Genomic DNA, 22,369 nt, shown 5'->3' with positions numbered 1-22,369 from the left:
CCTGATGACCACCTTCGCAACCACCCCCGGTGCCGTCGCGCCGACCTTCCGGCTCGAGCAGAAGCGCCGCATCACCGGCGACTTCCCCGGCCCGAAGTCCACCGAGCTGGCCGCGCGCCGCTCCGCCGTCGTCGCCAAGGGCGTCGCCTCGGGCGTGCCCGTGTACGCCGCGGACGCCGACGGCGGGATCATCCAGGACGTCGACGGCAACTCCTTCATCGACCTCGGTTCCGGCATAGCCGTGACGAGCGTCGGTGCCTCGGACCCCGCCGTGGTCGCTGCGGTCCAGGAGCAGGTGCAGCACTTCACACACACGTGCTTCATGGTCACGCCCTACGAGGGCTACATCGCCGTCGCGGAGCAGCTCGCCGAACTGACGCCGGGCGATTTCGAGAAGCGGACGGTCCTGTTCAACTCGGGCGCCGAGGCGGTCGAGAACGCGGTCAAGGTGGCGCGGCTGGCCACGGGGCGGGATGCCGTCGTCGCGTTCGACCACGCCTACCACGGCCGCACCAATCTGACCATGGCACTGACCGCCAAGTCGATGCCGTACAAGGCGAACTTCGGCCCCTTCGCACCCGAGATCTACCGCGTCCCGATGAGCTACCCGTTCCGTGAGGAGAACCCGTCCATCACGGGCCCCGAGGCGGCGCAGCGCGCCATCACCATGATCGAGAAGCAGATCGGCGCCCAGTCCGTCGCCGCGATCATCATCGAACCCGTCCAGGGTGAGGGTGGCTTCATCGTGCCCGCCGAGGGCTTCCTCCCGGCGCTCGCGGAATGGGCCGAGGCCAACGGCGTCGTGTTCATCGCCGACGAGGTGCAGTCCGGGTTCTGCCGCACCGGCGAGTGGTTCGCCGTGAACCACGAGGGCGTCGTGCCCGACATCATCACCATGGCCAAGGGCATCGCCGGCGGCATGCCGCTCTCGGCCATCACGGGGCGCGCGGACCTGCTCGACGCCGTGCACGCCGGCGGGCTCGGCGGCACCTACGGCGGCAACCCCGTGGCCTGCGCGGCCGCACTGGCCGCGATCGGCACCATGAAGGACCAGGACCTCGCCGGCCGCGCCCGCAGCATCGAGGCCCGGGTCTCCGAGCGCATCGCCGCCCTGCAGACGGAGCTGGGCGAGCGGAGCATCGTGGGCGAGCTCCGCGGCCGCGGCGCCATGCTGGCCATCGAGTTCGTGGAACCCGGAGGCAGGACCCCCAATGCCGAGGCCACGAAGGCGATCGCCGCCCGGTGCCTTCGCGAGGGCGTCATCATCCTCACGTGCGGTACCTACGGCAACGTGATCCGCCTGCTGCCGCCGCTCGTGATCACCGACGAGCTGCTCGACGACGGCCTCGACGTCCTCGAGGCCGCGATCCGCGCGGTCAGCGCCGGCTGATCTCCGCACCGACAAGAGGGCCCTGCAGCAGTGCTGCAGGGCCCTCTCCGCGTTCGGGGGAGGTCAGTCGACCGGGATGAGAGCCTGGAAGTGGGGGTTCTCGGTCAGGAAGGCCTGCGCGTGGGCGCAGTACGGGACGGGCGCGAGGCGGCGTCGGTGGGCGTTCAGGAGCGCCTTGCGCACCAGGACCGGCTCCAGGCCCTGCCGGTGGTGGGCGGACCCGACGACGGTCTGCAGCAGGCGCAGCCGGCCCGCCCGCAGGTCGTACTTCACATAGCCCACCAGGACGCCGTCGTGGAACAGCTCGAAGCGCGAGGCCGCAGGATTGTCGCGGAACTTCTCACGGAGCTGCTCCGCCTCCGCGCGTTCGGCGGCGCGGGACTCGCGATCGGTGAGGGCCGCGACGACCGCCGCGTAGTCGTCCAGCACGCCGTAGGCCGGGAAGTCGGCGTCCAGTGCCCGGTAGAGCTCGTTGCACAGGATGCGCAGCTGGCGGGTGGAGACCGACGAGAGGTCGCGGGGGGCCTCGGGCGTCCCGGCATCGGATGCTTCCCGGGCCGCCGGATCGGGGAAGTCGAGGACGTCGGCCCAGGTGTCGGGTGCAGGGCGGTCCGCGGGACCGGAGGTCGGGGGGAGGGGGGCAACGGACATGGCATACCTCGAAGGGATCGGGGAGTGGCAGGGCCGATGCTTGACCTGACACAGACCGTAACAGCCACGTCGGGATCCGTAAAGCCAGGCGCGCCGGCGATCAGTGCTCCGAGGAACCGGCAGGCATCTCCGCCACTCCCTCCGGCCGCATCCGGGGCTCCGGGGATCAGGAGGAGCGGGCGGCCAGCTGCTGGCGGAGGCCCGCGATCATGCCGTCGAGCCCGGCCCGGAAGGCGGCATCCGCAGCCCGCTCGGCCCCTGCCGACTCCGAGGCGCTGCGCACGGCGGACGTGAAGACCGGGAACTCGTCCGCGAGCGTGCCGGAGTCGAAGATGTCGCCGGGTGCGGCGACGTCGAGCGCGGAACCGTAGATGAAGGACTCGAGGGCCACGATCGCGGGCACGATCCGGTCCTCGGGCCAGCCCGCCGCGGCGAAGCCCCGGGCCACCTCCTCGTACATGCGCAGCGTCTCCGCGGCGTCGGTCACCGGCATGACGGCGATCACCGGGACCAGGGGGGCGTGCCGTGCGAAGACCTCGCGGTAGGACCACGCCCACTGCCGCACGGCCTCGTCCCACGGCTCCACGGCGAACGCGCTGAAGTCCACCATGGTCATGACGTGGTCTTGGACCCAGCGGAGCACCTCCTGCTTCGACGCGGCGTGGTTGTAGAGCGCGGAGGGTGCCACCCGGAGCCGGCGGGCGAGGGCGGACATCGTCAGCCCCTCGTAGCCCTCGGCAGCGATGAGGTCGAGCGCCGCCGCCGTGATGCGGTCCCTGGACAGGACGCTGCGGGGCGGGCGCCCGGCGCGCCGGGGGGTCGGTAGTGCTGAGGTCATCGAGCCTGTTCTCCCTGTTGCGATGGCGTTAACTCTACGTGCGGGCCCTTCCCTCGCCGTGGCCCGGTGGCTATAGTGGGCCCAATAATGAATACCATTCATTTTGTGGCCTGCCTCATGCCGCACTAGGAGGATCACGTGGACACCATCGAACGCGACGTCGTCATCATCGGAGCAGGACCCTCGGGCCTCACGGCCGCACGCGAGCTGAAGAAGGCCGGCCACTCGGTCGCCGTGCTCGAGGCGCGGGACCGCGTGGGTGGTCGCACCCACACGGACATCATCGACGGCGCCGTCTTCGAGGTCGGGGGGCAATGGGTGTCGCCGGACCAGACCGCGCTCATCGGTCTCCTCGACGAGCTGGGCCTGAAGACGTTCCCCCGGTACCGGGAGGGCGACTCCGTCTACATCGGGCCGGACGGCGAACCGATCCGCTACAGCGGGGAGATGTTCCCCGTCAGCGACTACACGCGCGAGGAGATGGAACGCCTCATCGTGATCCTCGACCGGCTCGTCGACGAGGCCGGGCCCGAGGCGCCGTGGAACCACCCGGACGCCCGGGCCCTCGACACCATCTCCTTCCACCACTGGCTCCGGCAGCAGTCCGACGACGAGGAGGCCTGCGACAACATCGGCCTGTTCATCGCGGGCGGCATGCTGACCAAGCCGGCGCACTCGTTCTCGACCCTGCAGGCGGTCCTCATGGCGGCGACGGCCGGGTCCTTCTCGAACCTCGTGGACGAGGACTTCATCCTCGACAAGCGCGTGATCGGCGGGATGCAGTCCGTCTCCGAGCGTATGGCGGCCGAACTGGGGGAGGAGGACGTCATCCTCTCGAGCCCCGTGCGCACGCTCCGCTGGAGCGGCATGGAAGGCCCCGACACCACCGAGGGGGTCACGGTCATCTCGGACACCACGACGGTGCGGGCACGCTACGCCGTCGTCGCCGTTCCACCGAACCTCTATTCGCGCATCAGCTACGACCCGCCGCTGCCGCGCCGCCAGCACCAGATGCACCAGCACCAGTCGCTCGGCCTGGTGATCAAGGTCCACGCCGTGTACGCCACGCCGTTCTGGCGCGAGGACGGGCTCTCGGGGACGGGCTTCAGTGCGGGGTCGATCGTCCAGGAGGTCTACGACAACACGAACTTCGAGGACCCCCGCGGCACCCTCGTGGGCTTCGTCTCCGACGAGAAGGCCGACGCCATGTTCGAGCTGCTTCCGCACGAGCGCCGCGAGCGCATCCTCTCCGCCATCGCGAACTTCCTCGGCCCGCAGGCGCTGGAGCCGGAGGTGTACTACGAGTCGGACTGGGCGTCGGAGGAGTGGACGCGGGGCGCATACGCCTCGAGCTACGACCTCGGCGGACTGCACCGCTACGGCCGCGACCAGCGCACGCCGGTGGGCCCCATCCACTGGTCCTGCTCCGACATCGCGGCCGAGGGCTACCAGCACGTCGACGGCGCCATCCGGATGGGGCAGCGCACCGCGGTAGAGATCCATCGCGCGCTGTCCGCCGGTATGCAGGCCGCCGCGACCGGTCGGGGGGTGTGATCATGCGCTACGTCGTCGGATACACCGCCGATGAGCGCGGGCACGACGCCGTCTGCCTCGCCGTCGCTCTCGCCCGCCGCCAGGATGCCCGCCTCGACCTCGTCCTCGTCACCCCCGAGCATTCCCCCCATTCGGGGATCTACCTGCCGGGCAAGCCCTTCGAGAGCCTCCTGACGGAGCAACTGCAGGAGTGGATGGAGCAGGGCCTCGCGCTCGTGCCGGACGACGTCCCCGCGCGCGGTGTGATCGTGCGTGCGGAATCCAACGCCGAGGGCCTCATCCGGGCCGCCGAGGACAGCGAGGCGTCCCTGATCGTGATCGGGGCCAGCTCCCGCGGCCTCACCAACCTGTTCAGCATCGGCAACGTGGCCCGGAGCCTCCTCCACGCCTCACCCGTCCCGGTGGCGCTGGCGCCCAGGTCCTACCGCCGCACCGATCCCGTCACCCGCCTGACCTGCGCGGTCGGCAACCGGGCGGGAGCGGACGACGTCGTCTCCGTGGCCGTGTCCTCGGCGCAGCGCCGGGGCCTCCCGCTGCGCCTCGTGTCCCTCGTCCTGCTCGACACCGGGCACTCGGATCCGGAGGGTGTGGAGGACGAGGCGAACCGCCGGCTCGCGGAGGCCGCTTCCGCTCTCGCCGCCGGCGGGCGGGTGAGCGTCGAGACGGCGCATGGCTCCTCCATCGAGAAGGCCATCGAGGCCCTGGCCTGGGACGAGGGCGAGGTGCTGCTGGTCGGCTCCAGCCGCCTCGCGCAGCACATGCGCATCTTCCTCGGCTCCACGGCGAACAAGATCCTGCGTACGCTGACCATCCCCATGATCGTCGTCCCGCGTACGTACGCCACGCCCGGCGCCACCACCGGTCCGGGCGCCCTGACCCACGAGGCGGACGCATGAGTATCGAGGAGACAACACAGAAGGAGTCGGGGCTCAGCAAGAAGGGCCTTGACGCCGGAACCGTCGGACTGCTGGGTGCCGTGGTCATCGGGGTGTCCTGCGTGGCCCCCGCGTACACGCTCACCGCGGCCCTCGGGCCCACGGTCGCCGAGGTCGGGGTGAACCTGCCGGCCATCTTCCTGGTGGGCTTCATCCCCATGCTGCTCGTGGCCCTCGGCTACCGGGAGCTCAACAGCGCCATGCCCGACTCCGGCACCACCTTCACGTGGGCCACCCGTGCATTCGGGCCCTGGGTCGGCTGGATGGGCGGGTGGGGGCTCATCGCCGCCACCGTGATCGTGCTCTCCAACCTCGCCGCGGTGGCCGTCGACTTCTTCTACCTGATGCTCGCGCAGGTGTTCGACAACCCGGGCATCGCCGACCTCACGCTCAACCTGCCGGTGAACATCGCCACGACGCTCGTCTTCGTCGCGCTCGCCTGCTACGTGTCCTACCGCGGGATGGAGACCACCAAGGCGGTCCAGTACGTGCTGGTCACCTTCCAGGTCGTCGTCCTCGCCTGGTTCGCGATCGCCGCGTTCATCCACGTGGCCAACGGCACGGCCTTCGACGCCACGCCGATCAGCGCCGAGTGGTTCAACCCGTTCGCCGTCGGCTCCTTCTCCGCCTTCGCCGCAGGCGTCTCGCTGTCCATCTTCATCTACTGGGGCTGGGACGTGACGCTCACGATGAACGAGGAGACCAGGAACCCGGAGAAGACCCCGGGCCGCGCGGGCGCCCTGACGGTCGTCGTCATCGTGGTGATCTACCTGACGGTCGCCCTCGCGACCCTTTCCTTCGCGGGCGTGGGCGAGGGCGAGCTCGGAGCGGGCAACCCCGACAACCAGGAGAGCATCTTCGCGGCGCTCGCCGGTCCCGTGATGGGACCCTTCGCCATCCTGATGTCGATCGCCGTCCTCAGCTCCTCGGCCGCGTCGCTCCAGTCCACGTTCGTCTCCCCGGCGCGCACCCTGCTCGCCATGGGCCACTACAAGGCCCTGCCGAAGGGGTACGGCCGCATCAGCCCGCAGTACAAATCGCCCAGCTACGCCACGATCGCCGCCGCCATCGCGGCCGCCGCCTTCTACGTGTTCACGCGGCTGGTGTCCGAGAACGCGCTCTGGGACACCATCACGGCCCTCGGCATGATGATCTGCTTCTACTACGGCATCACCGCGCTCGCGTGTGTCTGGTACTTCCGTGCCCAGGCCTTCAGCAGCGCCAGGAACGTGCTGTTCCGCTTCCTCGCGCCGCTGCTCGGCGGTGTCATCCTGCTCGTCATGTTCTTCAAGACCGCCACGGACTCGATGGACCCGGCCTACGGATCCGGCTCCGAACTGTTCGGCATCGGCATGGTGTTCATCCTCGGGGTCGGCGTGATCCTGCTCGGCGTCGTCCTCATGCTCGTCTGGTGGCGCATCAACCCCGCGTTCTTCCGCCAGGAGGTGATCACCAAGGGGTCGGCTCCGGGTCGATAGCGGGACGGACGGGGGCGCTGCTGCGTTAGAGTGAACCGACTCCGCGGTGCTCCCGAAGGCCGCACTGCCTTCGCACCGAACGAGGAAGAGGACCGCCGTGCGCTACGTCGTTGGCTACACCGGGAATGACCGCGGGCAGGACGCCGTCGAGCTGGCCACGTCGCTCGCCGTCACGCAGTCGGCGGCCATCGACCTCGTCACCGTCCTCGACTGGCCCCAGGACGGTAGTGTGGCGCCCGGCCGCCAGCGCGCACAGGACGCGCTCGACCGCGCGGCCGCCGGCGTCCCCGAGGGCGTCGAGGTCGCCACGCACGTGCGGCTCGCCGACTCGTTCGCGCAGGGGCTCCTCGAGGTGGCGGCCGACGTCGACGCCGGCCTGATCGTGGTCGGTGCGTCCAGCAACGGCCTCCTGCGGCGCTTCACCGTCGGCAGCGTCGCGAACGCCGTGCTCCACAGCTCCAGCGTCCCCGTGGCACTCGCCCCGCGCGGCTACCGGCACCGGTCCGCCTTCACCCGGATGACGAGCGCGGTCGGCACCCGTGCCGGGGCCGACGGCGTGCTCGACGTCGCCGTCGAGTCCGCGGCACGCCGTGGCCTCCCGCTGCGGCTGATCTCCCTCGTCGCCCTGGACGTCTACGAGGCGTCCGACTCCGGCGAGGCCATCAACCAGGCCCACCAGCACGCCCACTCGGTGCTGGCCCGCGCCGTCGAGCAGCTGCCCGACGGCCACGAGGCCTCCATCGCCGTCGCCCACGGCCGGACCATCGAGCAGGCCATCGACGAGATCGAGTGGGATCCCGGGGAGCTCGTGATCGTCGGGTCGAGCCGTCTCGCCCAGCGCCGCCAGATCTTCCTCGGCACCACCGCCAACCAGATGCTCCGTGCCCTCCCGGTGCCCATGGTCGTGGTCCCCCGGGACTGGGCGCGCGCGCCGCGCTGATCCTCACCGCCGCCCCGGCTCGCGCCGTCATGCCGCGTAATGCTGGGGATTCCGGGTCGGAACGGGCTCCCTCCGGCCTACGATGCGGCGATGGAAGCACTCCAGGACAGCGCGGGCGGGGGCCCGCTCCCTGCCGATCCCGGCGAGGGCGCACGCCATGCCGCGCTCGACGTCGTCGAGGACACCGCCGCCTCGATGTGCCGCAGCGAACAGCGGGTGTGCTGGGCGCTCGCCCGCGGCATCGACCCGGCGATGGAACCCGCGGCCTACAGCCTGCTGTGCGCGGTGCGCCTGGCTGGCTCCTGTCGGGTGACCGACCTCGCGGCGACCCTCGGCATGAGTGCCTCGGCCGTGAGCGGGCACGTCGCAGCCCTGCGGCGTCTCGGACTCGTGGAGCGCGGTGCGCCCCTCGACGACGAGCGGTCCCACCCGGTCCGCCTGACGCCCGAGGGACTCCGGCGCATCGACGAGGCGCGTGCCGACCGCCGCCGGCACTTCCGCCGGCAGCTCGAGGGCTGGCGCCGCACCGACGTCGTCGACCTGGTGGGTCTCCTGGCGCGCTTCAACGCGGCCTATCTCGGGGGAGCGGACGGGCCCTCCACCTGAGGCGCAGGACGCCCCGGGCCGGCAGGCTCAGTACCGGATGGTCCTCACGAGTGCGATGATGCGGTCGATCGTCGCCGGGTCTGTCTCCGCGGGCATCGCCCCCGTACCGGTGAGCGACGCGTTGAAGTAGATGCCGTCACCCAGCAGCATCACCAGGTGCACCATGTCCTCGTGCCCCATGGCGTCCATCAGCACCTCGAACCACCGCGTCCGGCACTGCGCCAGCAGTTCGTTCGCCTCGGGGTGGGAGCCCTGCGCCAGCCGTGTCACCGCCACGTTGCACCGCTCCAGCGGACTGCGGACGTCGAGCGAGCTCGTGACGTAGTAGGTGGCCGCCGTCGCCGGGTCCGCGCGCATGATCGCCACGTCCTCGTCCACGAGGAGGCGGAGGCGGTCGAACAGCGCGGCCACCAGTTCGTCCTTGGACCTGAAGTGGTAGGTGAGGCCCCCCTTGGACACCCCTGCCCTCAGGGCGATCGCATCGAGGGTCGCGGCCCGTTCCCCGTCCGTGAGGAGGATGTCCTCGTAGGCGTCGATCAGGCGCTGGGCGGTGGTCGGAGGCGTGGCCATGATGGGCAGTCTAGAACTCTTCTCAAAAAACCGACTGGTCGGTATAGTGACGCGTGCCACACGCTGTGGCGGCAGTGGCCCCTTCCAGAGTCGAGGCACCCCATGAATTCCATCCCGTCCGAGACGAGGGCTTCCGGCGGCGGAGCGGCGGAGCCCGGCAAGGGCCTGGCGACCGGCACGCTGGGGCTCTGGGCCTCCGTGGTGATCGGGCTGGCCTCGACGGCGCCCGTCTACTCCCTCGTGGCCACCCTCGGCTTCGTGGTCCTCGCCGTCGGGGCCCAGACGCCGATCGCGTTCATCCTCGCGTTCATCCCGATGCTGTTCGTCGCCTTCGCCTACCGGGAGCTGAACCAGGCCATCCCCGACTGCGGAACCTCCTTCACCTGGGCCACCAAGGCGTTCGGTCCCTGGGTGGGCTGGATGGCCGGTTGGGGGGTCGCCGTCGCCGGCATCGTCGTCCTGGCCAATCTCGCGCAGATCAGCGGCCTCTATCTCTGGCTGCTCGTGGGGGACGGGTCCCTCGCCGGGAATCCGCCGCTGGTCACGGTGACGGGCGTCGTGTTCATCGCCCTCATGACGTTCGTGAGCTACCGCGGGGTCGAGATCGGCGCCAAGCTGCAGAACGTCCTGCTCGGCATCCAGTACCTGGCGCTGGCCCTCTTCGTGATCGCCGCTCTCGTCTCCGTGGCACGCGGGACCGCGGAGAATGCCACGCCCGTGTCCCTCGAGTGGTTCAACCCCTTCGCCTTCGAGAGCGTGGAAGGCTTCACCGAGTCCATCCTCCTGGCCCTGTTCATCTACTGGGGCTGGGACGCCTGCCTGGCCCTCAACGAGGAGACCAAGGACCCGCGCCGCATCCCGGGCCTCGCGGCCCTCATCTCGACGGTCCTGCTGCTCATCACCTACGTGGGTGTCAGCGTCGCGGCGATGATGTACGCCGGCGTGGGGGACGAGGGGATCGGCCTCGGGAACGAGGCCAACTCCGAGGACGTGTTCCTGGCGCTGAAGGACGTGGTGCTGGGACCGTGGGCATGGCTGCTGGTCGTCGCCGTCCTGGTGTCCGCGGTCTCCTCCACCCAGACGACCATCCTCCCCACGGCCCGCGGCACGCTCTCCATGGCCGTCTACCGTGCGCTGCCGGCCCGTTTCAGCGTGGTGCACCCCCGCTTCAGGACCCCCTCGTTCTCCACCCTGGTGATGGGGATCTCCGCGATCGCCTACTACGTGGTCATGACCGTCATCAGCGAGAACATCCTGGCCGACTCCATCCTCTCGCTCGGCCTGGCCATCGCCTTCTACTACGCGATCACCGGCTACGCCTGCGTCTGGTACTTCCGACGCGAGCTGTTCGCCTCACGCCACAACGTGATCTTCCGGTTCCTCCTGCCGCTGCTCGGTGCGCTCATGCTCACGGCGGCGTTCATCAGGTCCGCCGTGGACATGGCCGACGTCGACTACGGCTACAGCGTGCTGCTGGGCATCGGTGGGACCTTCGTGACCGGCATCGGCTCGCTCGCGCTGGGGCTCGTCCTCATGGTGCTCTGGCGGACCCGCTCCGGCTCGCTTCCCTTCTTCCGCGGGGAGAGCCTCAACGAGGACACCCCGGTCCTGGTGCCGGATTCCCCGGACATCCCCACGCGTTCCACCGATGGAGGTCCTTCCTGATGCGCATACTCATCGTCGGAGCCGGCGGTGTCGGCTCCGCCGCCGCCCGGATCGCGGTCCGCCGGTCGTTCTTCGAACTGCTGGTGGTCGCCGACTACGACCCCGCCCGTCCGCAGCGCCTCGTCGAGGAGCTGGGCGACCCCCGGCTGCTCGCGGCGAGGATCGACGCCTCGTCCGCGGAGGCCGTGGCCGCCGTCGTCCGCGCGCACCGGATCACCCACGTGCTGAACGCCGTGGACCCGCGGTTCGTGATGCCGGTGTTCAACGGCTGTTTCGACGCCGGCGCCACCTACCTCGACATGGCGATGAGCCTTTCCTCGCGGCACCCCGATCACCCGTACGAGAAGACGGGGGTGATGCTCGGCGACGAGCAGTTCGAGGCCGCCGGTCGCTGGTCGGATGCAGGGCGGCTCGCGCTGGTAGGCATCGGGGTGGAGCCCGGGCTGTCGGACGTCTTCGCCCGGTACGCGGAGGACGAGCTGTTCTCCTCCATCGACGAACTCGGGGTCCGCGACGGTGCCAACCTGACCGTGGAGGGATACGACTTCGCGCCGTCGTTCTCCATCTGGACCACCATCGAGGAGTGCCTGAACCCGCCGGTGATCTTCGAGCGGGACCGCGGCTGGTACACGACCGCACCGTTCAGCGAGCCGGAGGTGTTCCACTTCCCGGAGGGGATCGGCCCCGTGGAGTGCGTGAACGTGGAACACGAGGAGGTGATCCTGATGCCGCGATGGACCGGGGCCCGGAAGGTGACCTTCAAGTACGGGCTCGGCGAGGAGTTCATCGGGGTCCTGCGGACCCTGCACAAACTGGGCCTCGACTCCACCGAACCGGTGTCCGTGAAGGGCGTTGCCGTGGCCCCCCGGGACGTCGTGGCCGCCGCGCTCCCGGACCCTGCCACCCTGGGCGACCGGATGAAGGGCAAGACCTGCGCCGGGCTCCTCGTCACGGGCCTGGGCAAGGACGGGGAGCCCCGCTCGGTCTACCTGTACCACGTGGTGGCCAACGAGTGGTCAATGGCGCAGTACAACTCCCAGGCCGTGGTGTGGCAGACGGCCGTCAACCCGGTGATCGCCCTCGAACTGCTGGCCGCGGGCACCTGGCGGGGCTCAGGGGTCCTCGGACCCGAAGCCTTCGACGCGCGGCCCTTCCTGGATCTGCTCGCCGCGGACGCCCCGGTGGGCTACGGATCCCCCTGGGGGATGGAGGAGCGCTGACCCTCGGAAGGGGAGGGGAAGCGTCGGGCCTCAGACGGCGGTCGCGGCGGGTTCCTGCAGCGGCGCGGGCTTCGGCTGGCGGCGCACTGTGCGGAGCATGTCCACGGTGAGGAGGATGAGCCCCACCCATACGAGGCTGAAGCCGATCCATCGCTCGAACGGCATCTCCTCGTGGAGGACGAGGAGCGCGAGCAGGAACTGGAGCACGGGCGCGAGGTACTGGAGCAGCCCGATGGTGGTGAGGGGCAGACGGCGCGCCGCCGCGCCGAAGAAGATGAGGGGGACCGCGGTGATGACGCCCGAGGCCGCCATGATCCAGAAGTGCCCCGCGCCCTCGGTGGTCAGGGTGGCCGTGCCCGTGGACCCGAGCCACAGCATGACGGCGAGGGCGATGGGCGCCAGGACCACGGTCTCGATGCTGAGGCTCGAGATCGCGTCCACGCGGGACCCCACCTTCTTCTTCGCGAATCCGTAGAGGCCGAAGGAGAAGGCGAGGGTCAGGGCGATCCACGGTACTGCGCCGTACCCGATCGCCAGCACGATCACGGCGAGGATGCCCATGCCGATCGCCGTCCACTGCAGCGGACGCAGCTTCTCGCGAAGCACCACGACGCCGAGCAGGACCGAGACGATGGGATTGATGAAGTACCCGAGGGAGGCCTCGATCGCCTGCCCGGTGGTGACCCCGTAGGTGTAGACCAGCCAGTTGACCGCGATCAGCAGTGCGGCGATGGTCAGGGTCCCCACGATCCGCGGCGTGCGCAGGGCCGTCAGGACGGGCCGCCAGGAGCGCAGCGCCGTGAGGAGCAGGGCGCAGAAGACCAGTGACCAGAGCACGCGGTTGGCCACGATCTCGACGGGGCCGGCAGGCGCCAGGACGAGGAAGTACAGCGGGAGCAGCCCCCACAGCCCGTACGCGCCGATGCCGAAGAGGACGCCCGTGGAGTTCTCGCTCCGTGCCGGCCTCGGTGTCTTCCCGCCTGTTGCAATCACGACGGCGTGAACGGGGCCCGGAAGGCCTTTATTCCCCCGCCGGTCCGATCCGGCACGCTCCCGGCGACGAATGCCGGGGGAGATGCGCGCCACTGTTTTCGTCGGCGTCGCCCTGCGCCATTTAGAATAAGGAACTGTGCGCTTATTTGCACCGTGGTAACCATCGGGAGCATTCCACCGGGAAGAAGGCTAATCAGTGTCTACCTCAGCTGCGGCACGACCGCTGCGGGTCGCGATCATCGGCGCCGGTCCGGCGGGTGTCTACGCTGCCGACATCCTGACGAAGTCGAACGAGGTCCAGGGGGGCGACTTCTCCGTCAGCATCGATCTCTTCGACCAGTACCCTGCACCCTACGGCCTGATCCGTTACGGGGTCGCCCCGGACCACCCGCGCATCAAGGGCATCGTCAACGCTCTCCACAAGGTGCTGGACCGCGGCGACATCCGTTTCCTCGGGAACGTGAACTACGGACGCGACCTCACCCTCTCGGACTTCCGGCGCTTCTACGACGCCGTCATCTTCGCCACCGGCGCCATCAGGGATGCGGACCTGGACATCCCGGGCATCGGGCTCGAGGGCTCCTTCGGGGGCGCCGACTTCGTGTCCTGGTACGACGGGCACCCCGACGTGAGCCGGGACTGGCCGCTCGACGCCCGCGAGATCGCCGTGATCGGCAACGGGAACGTGGCGCTCGACGTCGCCCGCATCCTGTCCAAGCACGCCGACGACCTCCTCTCCACCGAGATCCCGGACAACGTCTACCAGGGGCTCAAGGCCTCGCCCGTGACCGACGTCCACGTCTTCGGCCGTCGCGGACCCGCCCAGGTGAAGTTCACGCCCCTGGAACTGCGGGAACTCTCGCACTCGCGCGACGTCGACATCGTCCTCTACCCCGAGGACTTCGACTTCGACGCCGGCTCGGAGGCGCAAATCGCCTCGAACAACCAGACCAAGACCATGGTGAAGACGCTCACCAACTGGCTGGTCGAGGACGAACCGACGGGTGCATCGCGGCGCCTCCACCTGCACTTCCTCCATTCGCCGGTCGAGGTCCACGATTCCCCCGAGACCCCGGGCAGGGTCGCGGGGATGCGGTTCGAGCGCACGGAACTGACCGGGGACGGCAGTGTCCGCGGGACCGGCGAGATCATCGACTACCCGGTCCAGGCCGTCTACCGGGCCATCGGCTACTTCGGGTCGGAGCTGCCCGAGGTGGGCTTCGATGCGAAGCGCGGCGTCATCCCCAACGAGGGCGGGCGCGTCATCGACGAGGACGGCAGGCCCGTGCCCGGCATCTACGCCACCGGGTGGATCAAGCGCGGACCGGTAGGGCTGATCGGCCACACCAAGGGTGACGCGCTCGAGACCATCGGGTACCTCCTCGAGGACCGGCTGAATCTCCCGCCGGCCGAGGAGGGGTCCGAGGACGCCATCATCGAGCTCCTCGAGGAGCGCGGCGTCCGGTACACCACCTGGGAGGGATGGCTGAAGCTGGATGCCCACGAGATGAAGCTGGGAGCCAACTTCGTCAACACGTCGGGCAACGCCGAGCTCGTCAGGGAGCGCGTGAAACTCGTGCCCCGCGAGGACATGGTGGCCATTTCCCGCGGTGAGTAGTCCGGCTACACTGTGACCTGTCCCACGCCATCCATGGGACTGGTCACGAAGCGGAGTGCCGATGTCGCCGTCCCGTTCACTAGCCGAAGCCGAGCTCTCCTCCGACGCGCTTCAGCGAAGAGCCTATGCAGCGCACGAGGCACTGGGGCGGGGCGCCGGAGTCGACGGTGACCTCCGCGGCGTCGTCCGGGAATCGTGGCGGAGGTCGCTCGGCTTCCTCCGTGATCCCGCCGCCGCCGAGGCCCGCCTCTTCTGCTCCGAGGAGGAGCTCGAGACCTACCGTCAGGGTCACCCCCTGGCCGCCGTCATGCCTGTGATCGACCGCTTGCTCGTCCAGCCGAGCCTGGAAGCGGGGATGCTCGTGGCGGTCGGCGACGAGAACGGGCGCCTCCTCTGGGTCGACGGTGATCGCGAACTGCGGCGCCGGGCGGAGGGCATGCTCTTCGTCCCCGGAGCGGACTGGTCCGAATCGACCGTCGGCACGAGTGCACCCGGCACGGCGCTCGCCGTCGACCGCAGCGTGCAGATCGCCGGGGCAGAACATTTCAGTCGCAAGGCCCATCCGTGGAGCTGCACGGCGGTGCCCGTGCACGACCCCGACTCCAGGACGGTGCTCGGCGTCGTCGACATCACGGGCACCCACGATGCCGTCGCCACCCACACGCTGGCTCTCGTCGAAGCGGCGGTCGCGGCCGCGGAGGCGCAACTGAGCATCCACCGGCTGCAGGACCGGCTGCCGCGCACGAAGCGCCGAAGGCCGGGGCGTCCCCAGGCGGCCCTCTACCGGAACAGCCTGCAGATCCTGGGCATCGACCACGGGGTGGTCCACACCGGCGGCGCCTCGCTGGAGTTGAGCCTCCGGCACGCGGAGCTGCTGACCATCCTCGCCCTGCATCCGGAAGGGCTCACCGCGGACCAGCTGGCCACCATGGCCTACCCGGAGGAGGCGTCCGGGACGACGGTCCGGGCGGAGATCCTGCGGCTGCGGAAGGTTCTGGCGCCATACGGGGACGCCACCGTGCCGCAGTCCCGCCCCTACCGGTTGCCGGGCCAGCTGGTCGTGGACGCGGTGCAGGTCCTGAGCTACCTGCAGCGTGGCGCCCACCGCATGGCACTCGGGATCTACCGCGGGCCCGTCCTCCCGCGCTCGCAGGCACCCGCGATCATGAGGCTGCGCAACGAGGTGTCGGTCCTCCTGCGCGATGCCGTGCTCAACGACGGCGCACCGGAAACCGTGCTGCAGTACCTCGCGCTCGCGGAGGCGGAGTACGACGCCGAGGCGTGGCAGCTCGCCCTGCGCGTGCTGCCGCGGCGCTCCCCACGGCGGGCCGCGGTCGTGGCCCACGCGGAATGGCTCGACGCCGAACTGGGGACACCCTCGACGTCCCCCTCAATTTCTCCTAAAGTTTGTTAGCCAATCGCAATAATCCGTCGTCGTACGGGCCGAGGCCGGGTTAACGTTATGCCAGATGGCTGAAGAATCCGCCGGACGGAATTTCCCGGCGGCTGTCCTGACGCAGCAGACGGGCAAGGGGGGATACTCATGACGCAATCCACTAGGCACCCGGCCGGGCCGGCCCGGAGCGCCCGGTCGTCGCGCACCACCATGCATGCCAGCCTGGCGATCGTTGTCTGCTTCGTCGGCTTCCAGGGCTTCGTGCCGCAGTCGTGGGAGGCCGCCTCCGTGATCTCGTCCGGGCCGGCGTCCGCTTCGACCGTCGCCCGGTCCGGGAACGACGCACTGTCGCCGACGGGCATCGTGGGCCCGTCACTGCTGATGCCCCTCGGGGCCATCGACCCCCTGGACGCCCTCGCTCCCGGTCGGCCGCCGCTCGGCCTTCCGTCGCTCGGCCTTCCGCCGGTCAGCGTGCCGCCGATCAGCGACAGTGAGCCTGCCGGCCCCGAGGTCTTGATGACGTCCGCCCTGCGTCGACCGATGGCGGGCACCCTCTTCGCACCCCTCGACGGACTCGTGCCCAGCTCGTCCTTCGGTTATCGGACCAGCCCGATCTCCGGGGAAGCGGGAGAGTTCCACACGGGCCAGGACTACGCCGCTCCCTGCGGCACACTCGTCTACGCCGCCGACGCCGGCACGGTGCGGGCCGTGGGCTGGCATCCGTGGGGTGGCGGCAATCGCGTCGAGATCGACCACGGCAACGGCCTGATCACGAGCTACAACCACCTGCAGGGCATCTCCGTGGAGAAGGGCGATGCCGTCAACGGCGGCGACCCGATCGCTGAACTCGGAACCACGGGATCCTCGACCGGCTGCCACCTGCACTTCGAGACGATCCTCGACGGCGAGCACGTGGACCCCCTCGAATGGAGGATGGCCCCCATACACCACGGAAAGCGCGCCGGGGTGTTCAGGGACTACAGCCCTGAGGGCAGCGGCGCCGTGGTCATTCCGGCATGGGCGCAGTCCACCACACGGTCCGACCAGCCTGTACAGGGCGGTCATCCGGTCCACGCTGCGCCGTGGGGCGGGAACGCCATCGCTGAGGCGGGCCGTGCGGCCGGCGGCGCTGCGCCGGGACCTGAGAACCGGGCGCCGTCTCCCGGCGTCTCCACAGGATCGTCGAGCAGCAAGCCCGTGACGAAGCCGGTCGAGAAGCCCGCGCCGAAGCCGGTTGAGAAGCCTGCGCCGAAGCCGGTTGAGAAGCCTGCCGAGAAGCCTGCGCCGAAGCCGGTTGAGAAGCCTGCCGAGAAGCCTGCGCCGAAGCCGGTTGAGAAGCCCGCGGAGAAGCCTGTCGAGAAGCCTGCCGAGAAGCCAAGTGACGACTCGGTCGAGGAGTCTGCCGAGAAGCCCGCGGAGAAGCCGGCGGAAAAGCCTAGTGAGGACTCGGTCGAGGAGCCGGCGGAGAAGCCTGCTGAGGAACCAACCGGGAAACCGGACGAAGATCCGGCCGTGAAGCCCGCGCCGACCGATCCTACTCCTGCCCCAGCTCCAGCTCCGGCTCCTGCACCAGCCCCGGCACCGGCTCCGGCGCCCGCCCCGGCTCCTGCCCCTGCACCGGCTCCTGCACCAGCCCCGGCTCCTGCACCCGAACCGGCTCCCGCTCCTGCCCCGGCACCCGCAACACCGGAAGCGCCATGCGACACGGAGCCGTCGACGCCGGAGAATCCGGAGGCGGGGAAATCCGTCGACGGTGCCGATCCCGCAGCGCAATCGCAGCCGCCAGCCGGAACGCCGGATCCAGCGGTGGAAGCGGCCCCGGGCGACGGCACCGAGCCGAAGCCCGGCGACGCGACGGACCCTGCCCAACCGTCGTGTGAGGACCCGGACGCACCGGCCGATCCTGCTCCCGCCCCGACCGACCCCGCCGCGACCGCACCCGCCCGGCCGGCCGAGGACCAGGCGGCGCCCGCGGGCGGGGAAGGCTGACGTAACGGCGCAGTAACCCGAGGGGACCTCGGCGCCGTCGCTCCCCATGCAACGTCGATGCAACCTCTGCGCTCCTAGTGTGGGTCCCAGGGACGACGACGTCCTGCATCCACGGAGTTCAAGGAGTTCGACGATGACTGTTTACGCCCAGCCTGGCCAGGATGGATCGAAGGTCAGTTTCAAGCCGAGGTACGAGAACTGGATCGGTGGGGAGTGGGTTTCCCCCATCAAGGGCCAGTATTTCGAGAACATCTCCCCGGTGACGGGTAAGGCCTTCTGCGAGGTGGCGCGTGGCACCGCCGAGGACATCGAACTGGCGCTGGACGCAGCCCACAAGGCCGCCCCCTCCTGGGGCAAGACCTCCGCAGCAGAGAGGGCCCTGGTCCTCAACCGCATCGCGGACCGCATGGAGGAGAACCTCGAGATGCTCGCGGTGGCGGATACCTGGGACAACGGCAAGCCCGTCCGTGAGACCCTCGCCGCGGACATCCCCCTCGCGATCGACCACTTCCGGTACTTCGCCGCCGCCATCCGCGCCCAGGAGGGCAACCTGTCCCAGCTGGACGAGGACATGACGGCCTACCACTTCCGCGAGCCGCTCGGTGTCGTCGGGCAGATCATCCCCTGGAACTTCCCGATCCTCATGGCGACGTGGAAGCTCGCCCCCGCGATCGCCGCAGGGAACGCCGTCGTGCTCAAGCCCGCGGAGCAGACGCCGTCGTCGATCCTCGTCCTCATGGAACTGATCAGCGACATCCTGCCCGCGGGCGTCATCAACGTCGTGAACGGATTCGGCGTGGAGGCCGGCAAGCCGCTCGCCTCGAGCAAGCGCATCCGCAAGATCGCGTTCACCGGTGAGACGACCACGGGCCGGTTGATCAGCCAGTACGCGAGCCAGAACCTGATCCCGGTCACGCTCGAGCTCGGCGGCAAGAGCCCGAACATCTTCTTCTCGGACGTCGCGGACAGCAACGACGCGTTCTACGACAAGGCACTCGAGGGCTTCGCACTCTTCGCGCTGAACCAGGGCGAGGTCTGCACCTGCCCCTCCCGCGCACTCGTGCAGGGCTCCATCTACGACTCGTTCATGGCCGATGCCATCGCCCGCGTGGAGAAGATGGTGCAGGGCAACCCGCTGGACACCGACACGCAGGTGGGGGCCCAGGCTTCGAACGACCAGCTCGAGAAGATCCTGTCCTACATGGACATCGGCCGGCAGGAGGGTGCCAAGGTCCTCACCGGCGGCGAGCGGAACATCCTCGGCGGCGACCTGGCCGAGGGCTACTACGTGAAGCCCACCGTGTTCGAGGGGACCAACAGCATGCGGGTGTTCCAGGAGGAGATCTTCGGTCCCGTGGTCTCGGTGACCCGGTTCAACGACTACGCCGAGGCCCTCGAGATCGCCAACGACACCCTCTACGGGCTCGGCGCGGGCGTCTGGTCGCGGAACGGCAACGTGGCCTACCGTGCGGGGCGCGAGATCCAGGCGGGGCGCGTCTGGGTGAACAACTACCACGCCTACCCGGCCGGTGCGGCGTTCGGCGGCTACAAGTCCTCGGGCATCGGCCGCGAGAACCATGCCATGATGTTGGATCACTACCAGCAGACCAAGAACCTGCTGGTCAGCTACTCCGAGTCCAAGCTCGGGTTCTTCTAGGAGATGCCATGACCGTCGAGGCCTCGGTGACCATCCCGGGCGAGACCGTCTCGCGGGTGGCGCTCACCGACGCCGCCGTCGAACTGCTGGACAAACTGTGGCTCATCCACGGGCCACTGATGTTCCACCAGTCCGGCGGGTGCTGCGACGGCTCATCGCCGATGTGCTATCCGGCGGGAGAGTTCATCACGGCGGAGGCCGACATGCTGCTCGGCGTCCTGGACATCTCGGAGGGGGTCCCCACGGAATCCGGGGAGGGTGAGCCACGGCTCATCGATTTCTGGATGTCACGGGAGCAGTTCGAGTACTGGCGCCATACGCACCTGACGGTCGACGTCGTCCAGGGCCGGGGGAGTGGCTTCTCCGTGGAGGCGCCGGAGGGCAAGAGGTTCCTCATCCGCTCCCGGCTGATGGACTAGGGATCATGGAAGGGCCCGGCGCACGTCATGCGCCGGGCCCTTTCCATGCGCGGCCGATGCCCTGTGTCAGGGGTGGCCGTGATGGGCGGGGTCCACGGCGAGGACGATGCCGAGGAGATCCGTGAGGGCGTGCCCGAGCTTCGGGTCCACGAGTTCGTAGCGCGATCGCCGCCCCTCGGGCACCGACACCACGAGGCCGCACCCCCGCAGGCAGGACAGGTGGTTGGACAGGCTCTGGCGACTGACGCCGAGCAGCCCCGCCAGCTCGGTGGGGTAGGCCGGCGCATCCCGCAAGGCCACGAGGATCCGCACGCGCGTCGGATCGGACAGGGCCGTGCCCACGCGTTCCAGGACCGACGTCGAGGTCAGGGTCTGCAGCATCAATGCGTCAGCTCCGTCTCGTGGTGCATATGGCCCAGCGGCTCGATCTGGAAGGTGCAGTGGTCGATGCTGACGTCGAAGTGCTTGCCGACGCACTCCTGGAGCTGGTCGAGCACGGCGTGCGCCGAGCCGTCCCGGTAGCAGTCGTCGTCCACGACGATGTGCGCGGTGAGGACCGGCAGGCCCGTGGCGATCTGGGTGATGTGCAGGTCGTGGACGTCGCGGACGTGGGGCAGGCGCGCGATGTGGCCGCGGACCTCCTCGAGGTCGATGCCGGCGGGGGTGGATTCGAGCAGGACGTCGATGGTCTCGCGCAGCAGCTTCAGGGTCCGCGGGATGATCAGCGCGCCGATGAGCATGGCCACGACGGCGTCCGCGCGCATCCACCCCGTCAGGGTGATGATCACGGCGGCCACGATGACGGCCACCGACCCGAGGGCGTCGTTGAGCACCTCGAGGAACGCCGCCCTCAGATTGAAACTGGCGGTCCGGTGCCTTGCCAGCAGCCCGAGCGCAGCGAGGTTGCCCGCCAGACCGATCACGCCGAAGACGATCATCTCCGGGGCTGCGACGTCGGTCGGCGTGATGAGGCGCCGCACGCCCTCGAACAGGACGTAGGCTCCGACGGCGAGCAGGAACGCGGCCTGCAGCAGCGCCGCGATGACCTCCGCCCGGCGGAAACCCCACGAGCGCCGCGCCGACGCCGGCCGGACCGAGAGCGTGGCGGCCCCGAGCGCCATGGCCAGGCCTGCGGCGTCGGTCAGGACGTGCACGGAGTCGAAGAGAAGGGCGAGGCTCCCGGTCCAGAACGCCCCGATGATCTGGAACACGAAGACCCCGAGCGTGATGGCGAACGCGCCCGCCAGCGGACCGCGCCGGTCGGCGCCCGCCGGTGCGTGGTGGGAACCCATACCCCGATAGTACATCCGTCCGTGAACCCCGGGGGGGGGTGGGCGGGTCGCCGGCGGGGCCGGCGGGAACCGGCTACCGGTCGACGCCGGACATGTCCTCGTAGCGGTCGCCGACCGGGGCCGCGACGCCGTCCAGCTGTGCGAGCTGCTCCGGGGAGAGCGTCAGGGCGTCGGCCGCGACGTTCTCCTCCAGGTAGCGCACCTGCTTGGTCCCGGGGATCGGGGCGATGTCCGTGCCCTGCGCGAGGAGCCAGGCGAGGGCCACCTGTCCGGGCGTCGCCCCGAGCTGCCGGGCGACGTCGTCCACCTGCTCCACGATGCGGATGTTGGCCTGCAGGTTCTCGCCTGCGAAGCGCGGGTTGTTGCGGCGGAAGTCGGACTCGTCGAGCTGGTCGACCGAGCGGATGGTCCCGGTCAGGAAGCCGCGGCCGAGCGGCGAGTACGGGACGAAGCCGATCCCGAGCTCGCGGACGAGCGGGAGGATCTCACGCTCCGGGTCCCTGCTCCACAGCGAGTACTCGGTCTGGAGCGCCGTCACCGGGTGGACGGCGTGCGCCCTGCGGATCGTGGCGGGCGCCGCCTCGGACAGCCCGATGTGACGGATCTTGCCCTCGTCCACGAGGGAGGCCAGGGCGCCCATGGTGTCCTCGACCGGCACCGAGGGGTCCATGCGGTGCTGGTAGTAGAGGTCGATGTGGTCGGTGCCCAGCCGCCGCAGCGACCCCTCGACCGCGAGGCGCACGTTCTCCGGGCTGCCGTCGAGCCCCATGGCGTCGCCCGCCGTGTGGCGGATGGTGCCGAACTTCGTGGCCAGCACGACGTCGTCGCGCCTGGTCCGGAACGCCCGGCCGAGCAGTTCCTCGTTGGTGTACGGGCCGTACATCTCGGCGGTGTCGAAGAAGGTGACGCCGAGGTCGAGCGCGCGGTGCAGCGTGGCCGTCGCGCCGGCGTCGTCCTTCCCGCTGCCGGTGTAGAAGGCCGACATGCCCATGCAGCCGAGGCCGAGCCGGGAGACGTCGAGGCCCGAGCCGAGGGAACCGAGGGTGATGGTCTGCATGGGAGCCGCCTTCGCAGAGGAGAATGGGGGAGGAAGATGATGCCTCGGCCAGAGTACGCCCGGCAGGACCCCGGGGGCAGGGCCGTGAACCGACACTTTGT

At 69.7% G+C, this 22,369-nt stretch carries 20 protein-coding genes; 13 read left to right on the top strand and 7 right to left on the bottom strand.

The window, feature by feature from the left end; genetic code table 11:
- Positions 1-4: 4 nt before the first annotated feature.
- Positions 5-1,390: a 4-aminobutyrate--2-oxoglutarate transaminase gene (gene gabT, locus MWM45_RS14290; protein ID WP_247827011.1), complete on the top strand. Its 1,386-nt coding sequence runs from the start codon at positions 5-7 to the stop codon at positions 1,388-1,390.
- Positions 1,391-1,453: 63 nt separating this feature from the next.
- Here the strand turns inward: gabT and MWM45_RS14285 are convergent, their stop codons facing one another.
- The gene (locus tag MWM45_RS14285) at positions 1,454-2,041 is read right to left on the bottom strand and encodes a GNAT family N-acetyltransferase (protein WP_247827010.1); all 588 of its coding nucleotides are present in this window, start codon (positions 2,039-2,041) and stop codon (positions 1,454-1,456) included.
- Between the two features lie 166 nt (positions 2,042-2,207).
- Complete coding sequence (locus MWM45_RS14280) at positions 2,208-2,879, bottom strand: TetR/AcrR family transcriptional regulator (RefSeq protein WP_043440396.1); 672 nt, start codon at positions 2,877-2,879, stop codon at positions 2,208-2,210.
- 138 nt (positions 2,880-3,017) lie between these two features.
- Here MWM45_RS14280 and MWM45_RS14275 point away from each other — a divergent pair, with 138 nt between their 5' ends.
- The 5 genes from MWM45_RS14275 to MWM45_RS14255 all read left to right on the top strand — a co-directional run bounded on the left by MWM45_RS14275 (position 3,018) and on the right by MWM45_RS14255 (position 8,392).
- Positions 3,018-4,433, top strand: coding sequence for a flavin monoamine oxidase family protein (locus tag MWM45_RS14275; protein WP_247827009.1), 1,416 nt, complete (start codon positions 3,018-3,020; stop codon positions 4,431-4,433).
- 2 nt (positions 4,434-4,435) lie between these two features.
- Positions 4,436-5,329 carry a universal stress protein gene (locus MWM45_RS14270; RefSeq protein ID WP_247827008.1) on the top strand — a complete coding sequence of 298 codons (894 nt, stop codon included), beginning with the start codon at positions 4,436-4,438 and terminating at the stop codon, positions 5,327-5,329.
- On the top strand, positions 5,326-6,846 hold the full coding sequence (locus MWM45_RS14265; RefSeq protein ID WP_247827007.1) for an APC family permease: 1,521 nt from the start codon (positions 5,326-5,328) through the stop codon (positions 6,844-6,846). The genes MWM45_RS14270 and MWM45_RS14265 overlap by 4 nt, the downstream gene beginning before the upstream one ends.
- 97 nt (positions 6,847-6,943) lie before the next feature.
- Positions 6,944-7,786: a universal stress protein gene (locus tag MWM45_RS14260; RefSeq protein ID WP_247827006.1), complete on the top strand. Its 843-nt coding sequence runs from the start codon at positions 6,944-6,946 to the stop codon at positions 7,784-7,786.
- A 90-nt stretch (positions 7,787-7,876) separates the two neighbouring features.
- On the top strand, positions 7,877-8,392 hold the full coding sequence (locus MWM45_RS14255) for a MarR family winged helix-turn-helix transcriptional regulator (protein WP_247827005.1): 516 nt from the start codon (positions 7,877-7,879) through the stop codon (positions 8,390-8,392).
- A 27-nt stretch (positions 8,393-8,419) separates the two neighbouring features.
- Here the strand turns inward: MWM45_RS14255 and MWM45_RS14250 are convergent, their stop codons facing one another.
- Positions 8,420-8,962: a TetR/AcrR family transcriptional regulator gene (locus tag MWM45_RS14250; protein ID WP_247827004.1), complete on the bottom strand. Its 543-nt coding sequence runs from the start codon at positions 8,960-8,962 to the stop codon at positions 8,420-8,422.
- Positions 8,963-9,064: 102 nt separating this feature from the next.
- On the opposite strand from MWM45_RS14250, the gene MWM45_RS14245 reads away from it, so the two are divergent.
- A complete protein-coding gene (locus MWM45_RS14245; protein ID WP_247827003.1) occupies positions 9,065-10,627 on the top strand; it encodes an APC family permease in 1,563 nt (520 codons plus the stop codon).
- The gene (locus MWM45_RS14240) at positions 10,627-11,847 is read left to right on the top strand and encodes a saccharopine dehydrogenase family protein (RefSeq protein WP_247827002.1); all 1,221 of its coding nucleotides are present in this window, start codon (positions 10,627-10,629) and stop codon (positions 11,845-11,847) included. Before MWM45_RS14245 ends, MWM45_RS14240 begins: the two co-directional genes overlap by 1 nt.
- 30 nt (positions 11,848-11,877) lie before the next feature.
- On the opposite strand, the gene rarD is transcribed toward MWM45_RS14240, so the two are convergent.
- The gene (gene rarD, locus MWM45_RS14235) at positions 11,878-12,840 is read right to left on the bottom strand and encodes an EamA family transporter RarD (protein ID WP_247827001.1); all 963 of its coding nucleotides are present in this window, start codon (positions 12,838-12,840) and stop codon (positions 11,878-11,880) included.
- Between the two features lie 196 nt (positions 12,841-13,036).
- On the opposite strand from rarD, the gene MWM45_RS14230 reads away from it, so the two are divergent.
- The 5 genes from MWM45_RS14230 (at position 13,037) to MWM45_RS14210 (ending at position 19,919) form a co-directional block, all read left to right on the top strand.
- Positions 13,037-14,458, top strand: a complete 1,422-nt coding sequence (locus MWM45_RS14230) for an FAD-dependent oxidoreductase (protein ID WP_247827000.1) — start codon at positions 13,037-13,039, stop codon at positions 14,456-14,458.
- Positions 14,459-14,519: 61 nt separating this feature from the next.
- Positions 14,520-15,872 carry a GAF domain-containing protein gene (locus MWM45_RS14225; RefSeq protein ID WP_247826999.1) on the top strand — a complete coding sequence of 451 codons (1,353 nt, stop codon included), beginning with the start codon at positions 14,520-14,522 and terminating at the stop codon, positions 15,870-15,872.
- A gap of 129 nt (positions 15,873-16,001) precedes the next feature.
- The gene (locus MWM45_RS14220) at positions 16,002-17,843 is read left to right on the top strand and encodes a peptidoglycan DD-metalloendopeptidase family protein (protein WP_247826998.1); all 1,842 of its coding nucleotides are present in this window, start codon (positions 16,002-16,004) and stop codon (positions 17,841-17,843) included.
- A gap of 133 nt (positions 17,844-17,976) precedes the next feature.
- The gene (exaC, locus tag MWM45_RS14215; RefSeq protein ID WP_247826997.1) at positions 17,977-19,500 is read left to right on the top strand and encodes an acetaldehyde dehydrogenase ExaC; all 1,524 of its coding nucleotides are present in this window, start codon (positions 17,977-17,979) and stop codon (positions 19,498-19,500) included.
- An 8-nt stretch (positions 19,501-19,508) separates the two neighbouring features.
- The gene (locus MWM45_RS14210; protein ID WP_247826996.1) at positions 19,509-19,919 is read left to right on the top strand and encodes a DUF779 domain-containing protein; all 411 of its coding nucleotides are present in this window, start codon (positions 19,509-19,511) and stop codon (positions 19,917-19,919) included.
- Positions 19,920-19,985: 66 nt separating this feature from the next.
- On the opposite strand, the gene MWM45_RS14205 is transcribed toward MWM45_RS14210, so the two are convergent.
- The 3 genes from MWM45_RS14205 to MWM45_RS14195 all read right to left on the bottom strand — a co-directional run bounded on the left by MWM45_RS14205 (position 19,986) and on the right by MWM45_RS14195 (position 22,268).
- The gene (locus tag MWM45_RS14205; protein ID WP_043441193.1) at positions 19,986-20,297 is read right to left on the bottom strand and encodes an ArsR/SmtB family transcription factor; all 312 of its coding nucleotides are present in this window, start codon (positions 20,295-20,297) and stop codon (positions 19,986-19,988) included.
- Positions 20,298-20,299: 2 nt separating this feature from the next.
- Positions 20,300-21,211, bottom strand: coding sequence for a cation diffusion facilitator family transporter (locus tag MWM45_RS14200; RefSeq protein ID WP_247826995.1), 912 nt, complete (start codon positions 21,209-21,211; stop codon positions 20,300-20,302).
- 73 nt (positions 21,212-21,284) lie between these two features.
- Complete coding sequence (locus MWM45_RS14195) at positions 21,285-22,268, bottom strand: aldo/keto reductase (protein WP_247826994.1); 984 nt, start codon at positions 22,266-22,268, stop codon at positions 21,285-21,287.
- Positions 22,269-22,369 lie beyond the last annotated feature (101 nt).

Origin of the sequence: Arthrobacter antioxidans, from assembly GCF_023100725.1 — a bacterium.
Lineage (GTDB): Bacteria > Actinomycetota > Actinomycetes > Actinomycetales > Micrococcaceae > Arthrobacter_D > Arthrobacter_D antioxidans.
This window is presented reverse-complemented; position numbering and strand designations above follow the sequence as displayed.

Coding starts and splice junctions, on each gene's coding strand:
- gabT (WP_247827011.1), top strand. CDS start 5: ATGACCACCTTCGCAACCACCCCCGGTGCCGTCGCGCCGACCTTCCGG.
- MWM45_RS14285 (WP_247827010.1), bottom strand. CDS start 2,041: ATGTCCGTTGCCCCCCTCCCCCCGACCTCCGGTCCCGCGGACCGCCCT.
- MWM45_RS14280 (WP_043440396.1), bottom strand. CDS start 2,879: ATGACCTCAGCACTACCGACCCCCCGGCGCGCCGGGCGCCCGCCCCGC.
- MWM45_RS14270 (WP_247827008.1), top strand. CDS start 4,436: ATGCGCTACGTCGTCGGATACACCGCCGATGAGCGCGGGCACGACGCC.
- MWM45_RS14265 (WP_247827007.1), top strand. CDS start 5,326: ATGAGTATCGAGGAGACAACACAGAAGGAGTCGGGGCTCAGCAAGAAG.
- MWM45_RS14255 (WP_247827005.1), top strand. CDS start 7,877: ATGGAAGCACTCCAGGACAGCGCGGGCGGGGGCCCGCTCCCTGCCGAT.
- MWM45_RS14250 (WP_247827004.1), bottom strand. CDS start 8,962: ATGGCCACGCCTCCGACCACCGCCCAGCGCCTGATCGACGCCTACGAG.
- MWM45_RS14245 (WP_247827003.1), top strand. CDS start 9,065: ATGAATTCCATCCCGTCCGAGACGAGGGCTTCCGGCGGCGGAGCGGCG.
- MWM45_RS14240 (WP_247827002.1), top strand. CDS start 10,627: ATGCGCATACTCATCGTCGGAGCCGGCGGTGTCGGCTCCGCCGCCGCC.
- MWM45_RS14225 (WP_247826999.1), top strand. CDS start 14,520: ATGTCGCCGTCCCGTTCACTAGCCGAAGCCGAGCTCTCCTCCGACGCG.
- MWM45_RS14220 (WP_247826998.1), top strand. CDS start 16,002: ATGACGCAATCCACTAGGCACCCGGCCGGGCCGGCCCGGAGCGCCCGG.
- exaC (WP_247826997.1), top strand. CDS start 17,977: ATGACTGTTTACGCCCAGCCTGGCCAGGATGGATCGAAGGTCAGTTTC.
- MWM45_RS14210 (WP_247826996.1), top strand. CDS start 19,509: ATGACCGTCGAGGCCTCGGTGACCATCCCGGGCGAGACCGTCTCGCGG.
- MWM45_RS14200 (WP_247826995.1), bottom strand. CDS start 21,211: ATGGGTTCCCACCACGCACCGGCGGGCGCCGACCGGCGCGGTCCGCTG.
- MWM45_RS14195 (WP_247826994.1), bottom strand. CDS start 22,268: ATGCAGACCATCACCCTCGGTTCCCTCGGCTCGGGCCTCGACGTCTCC.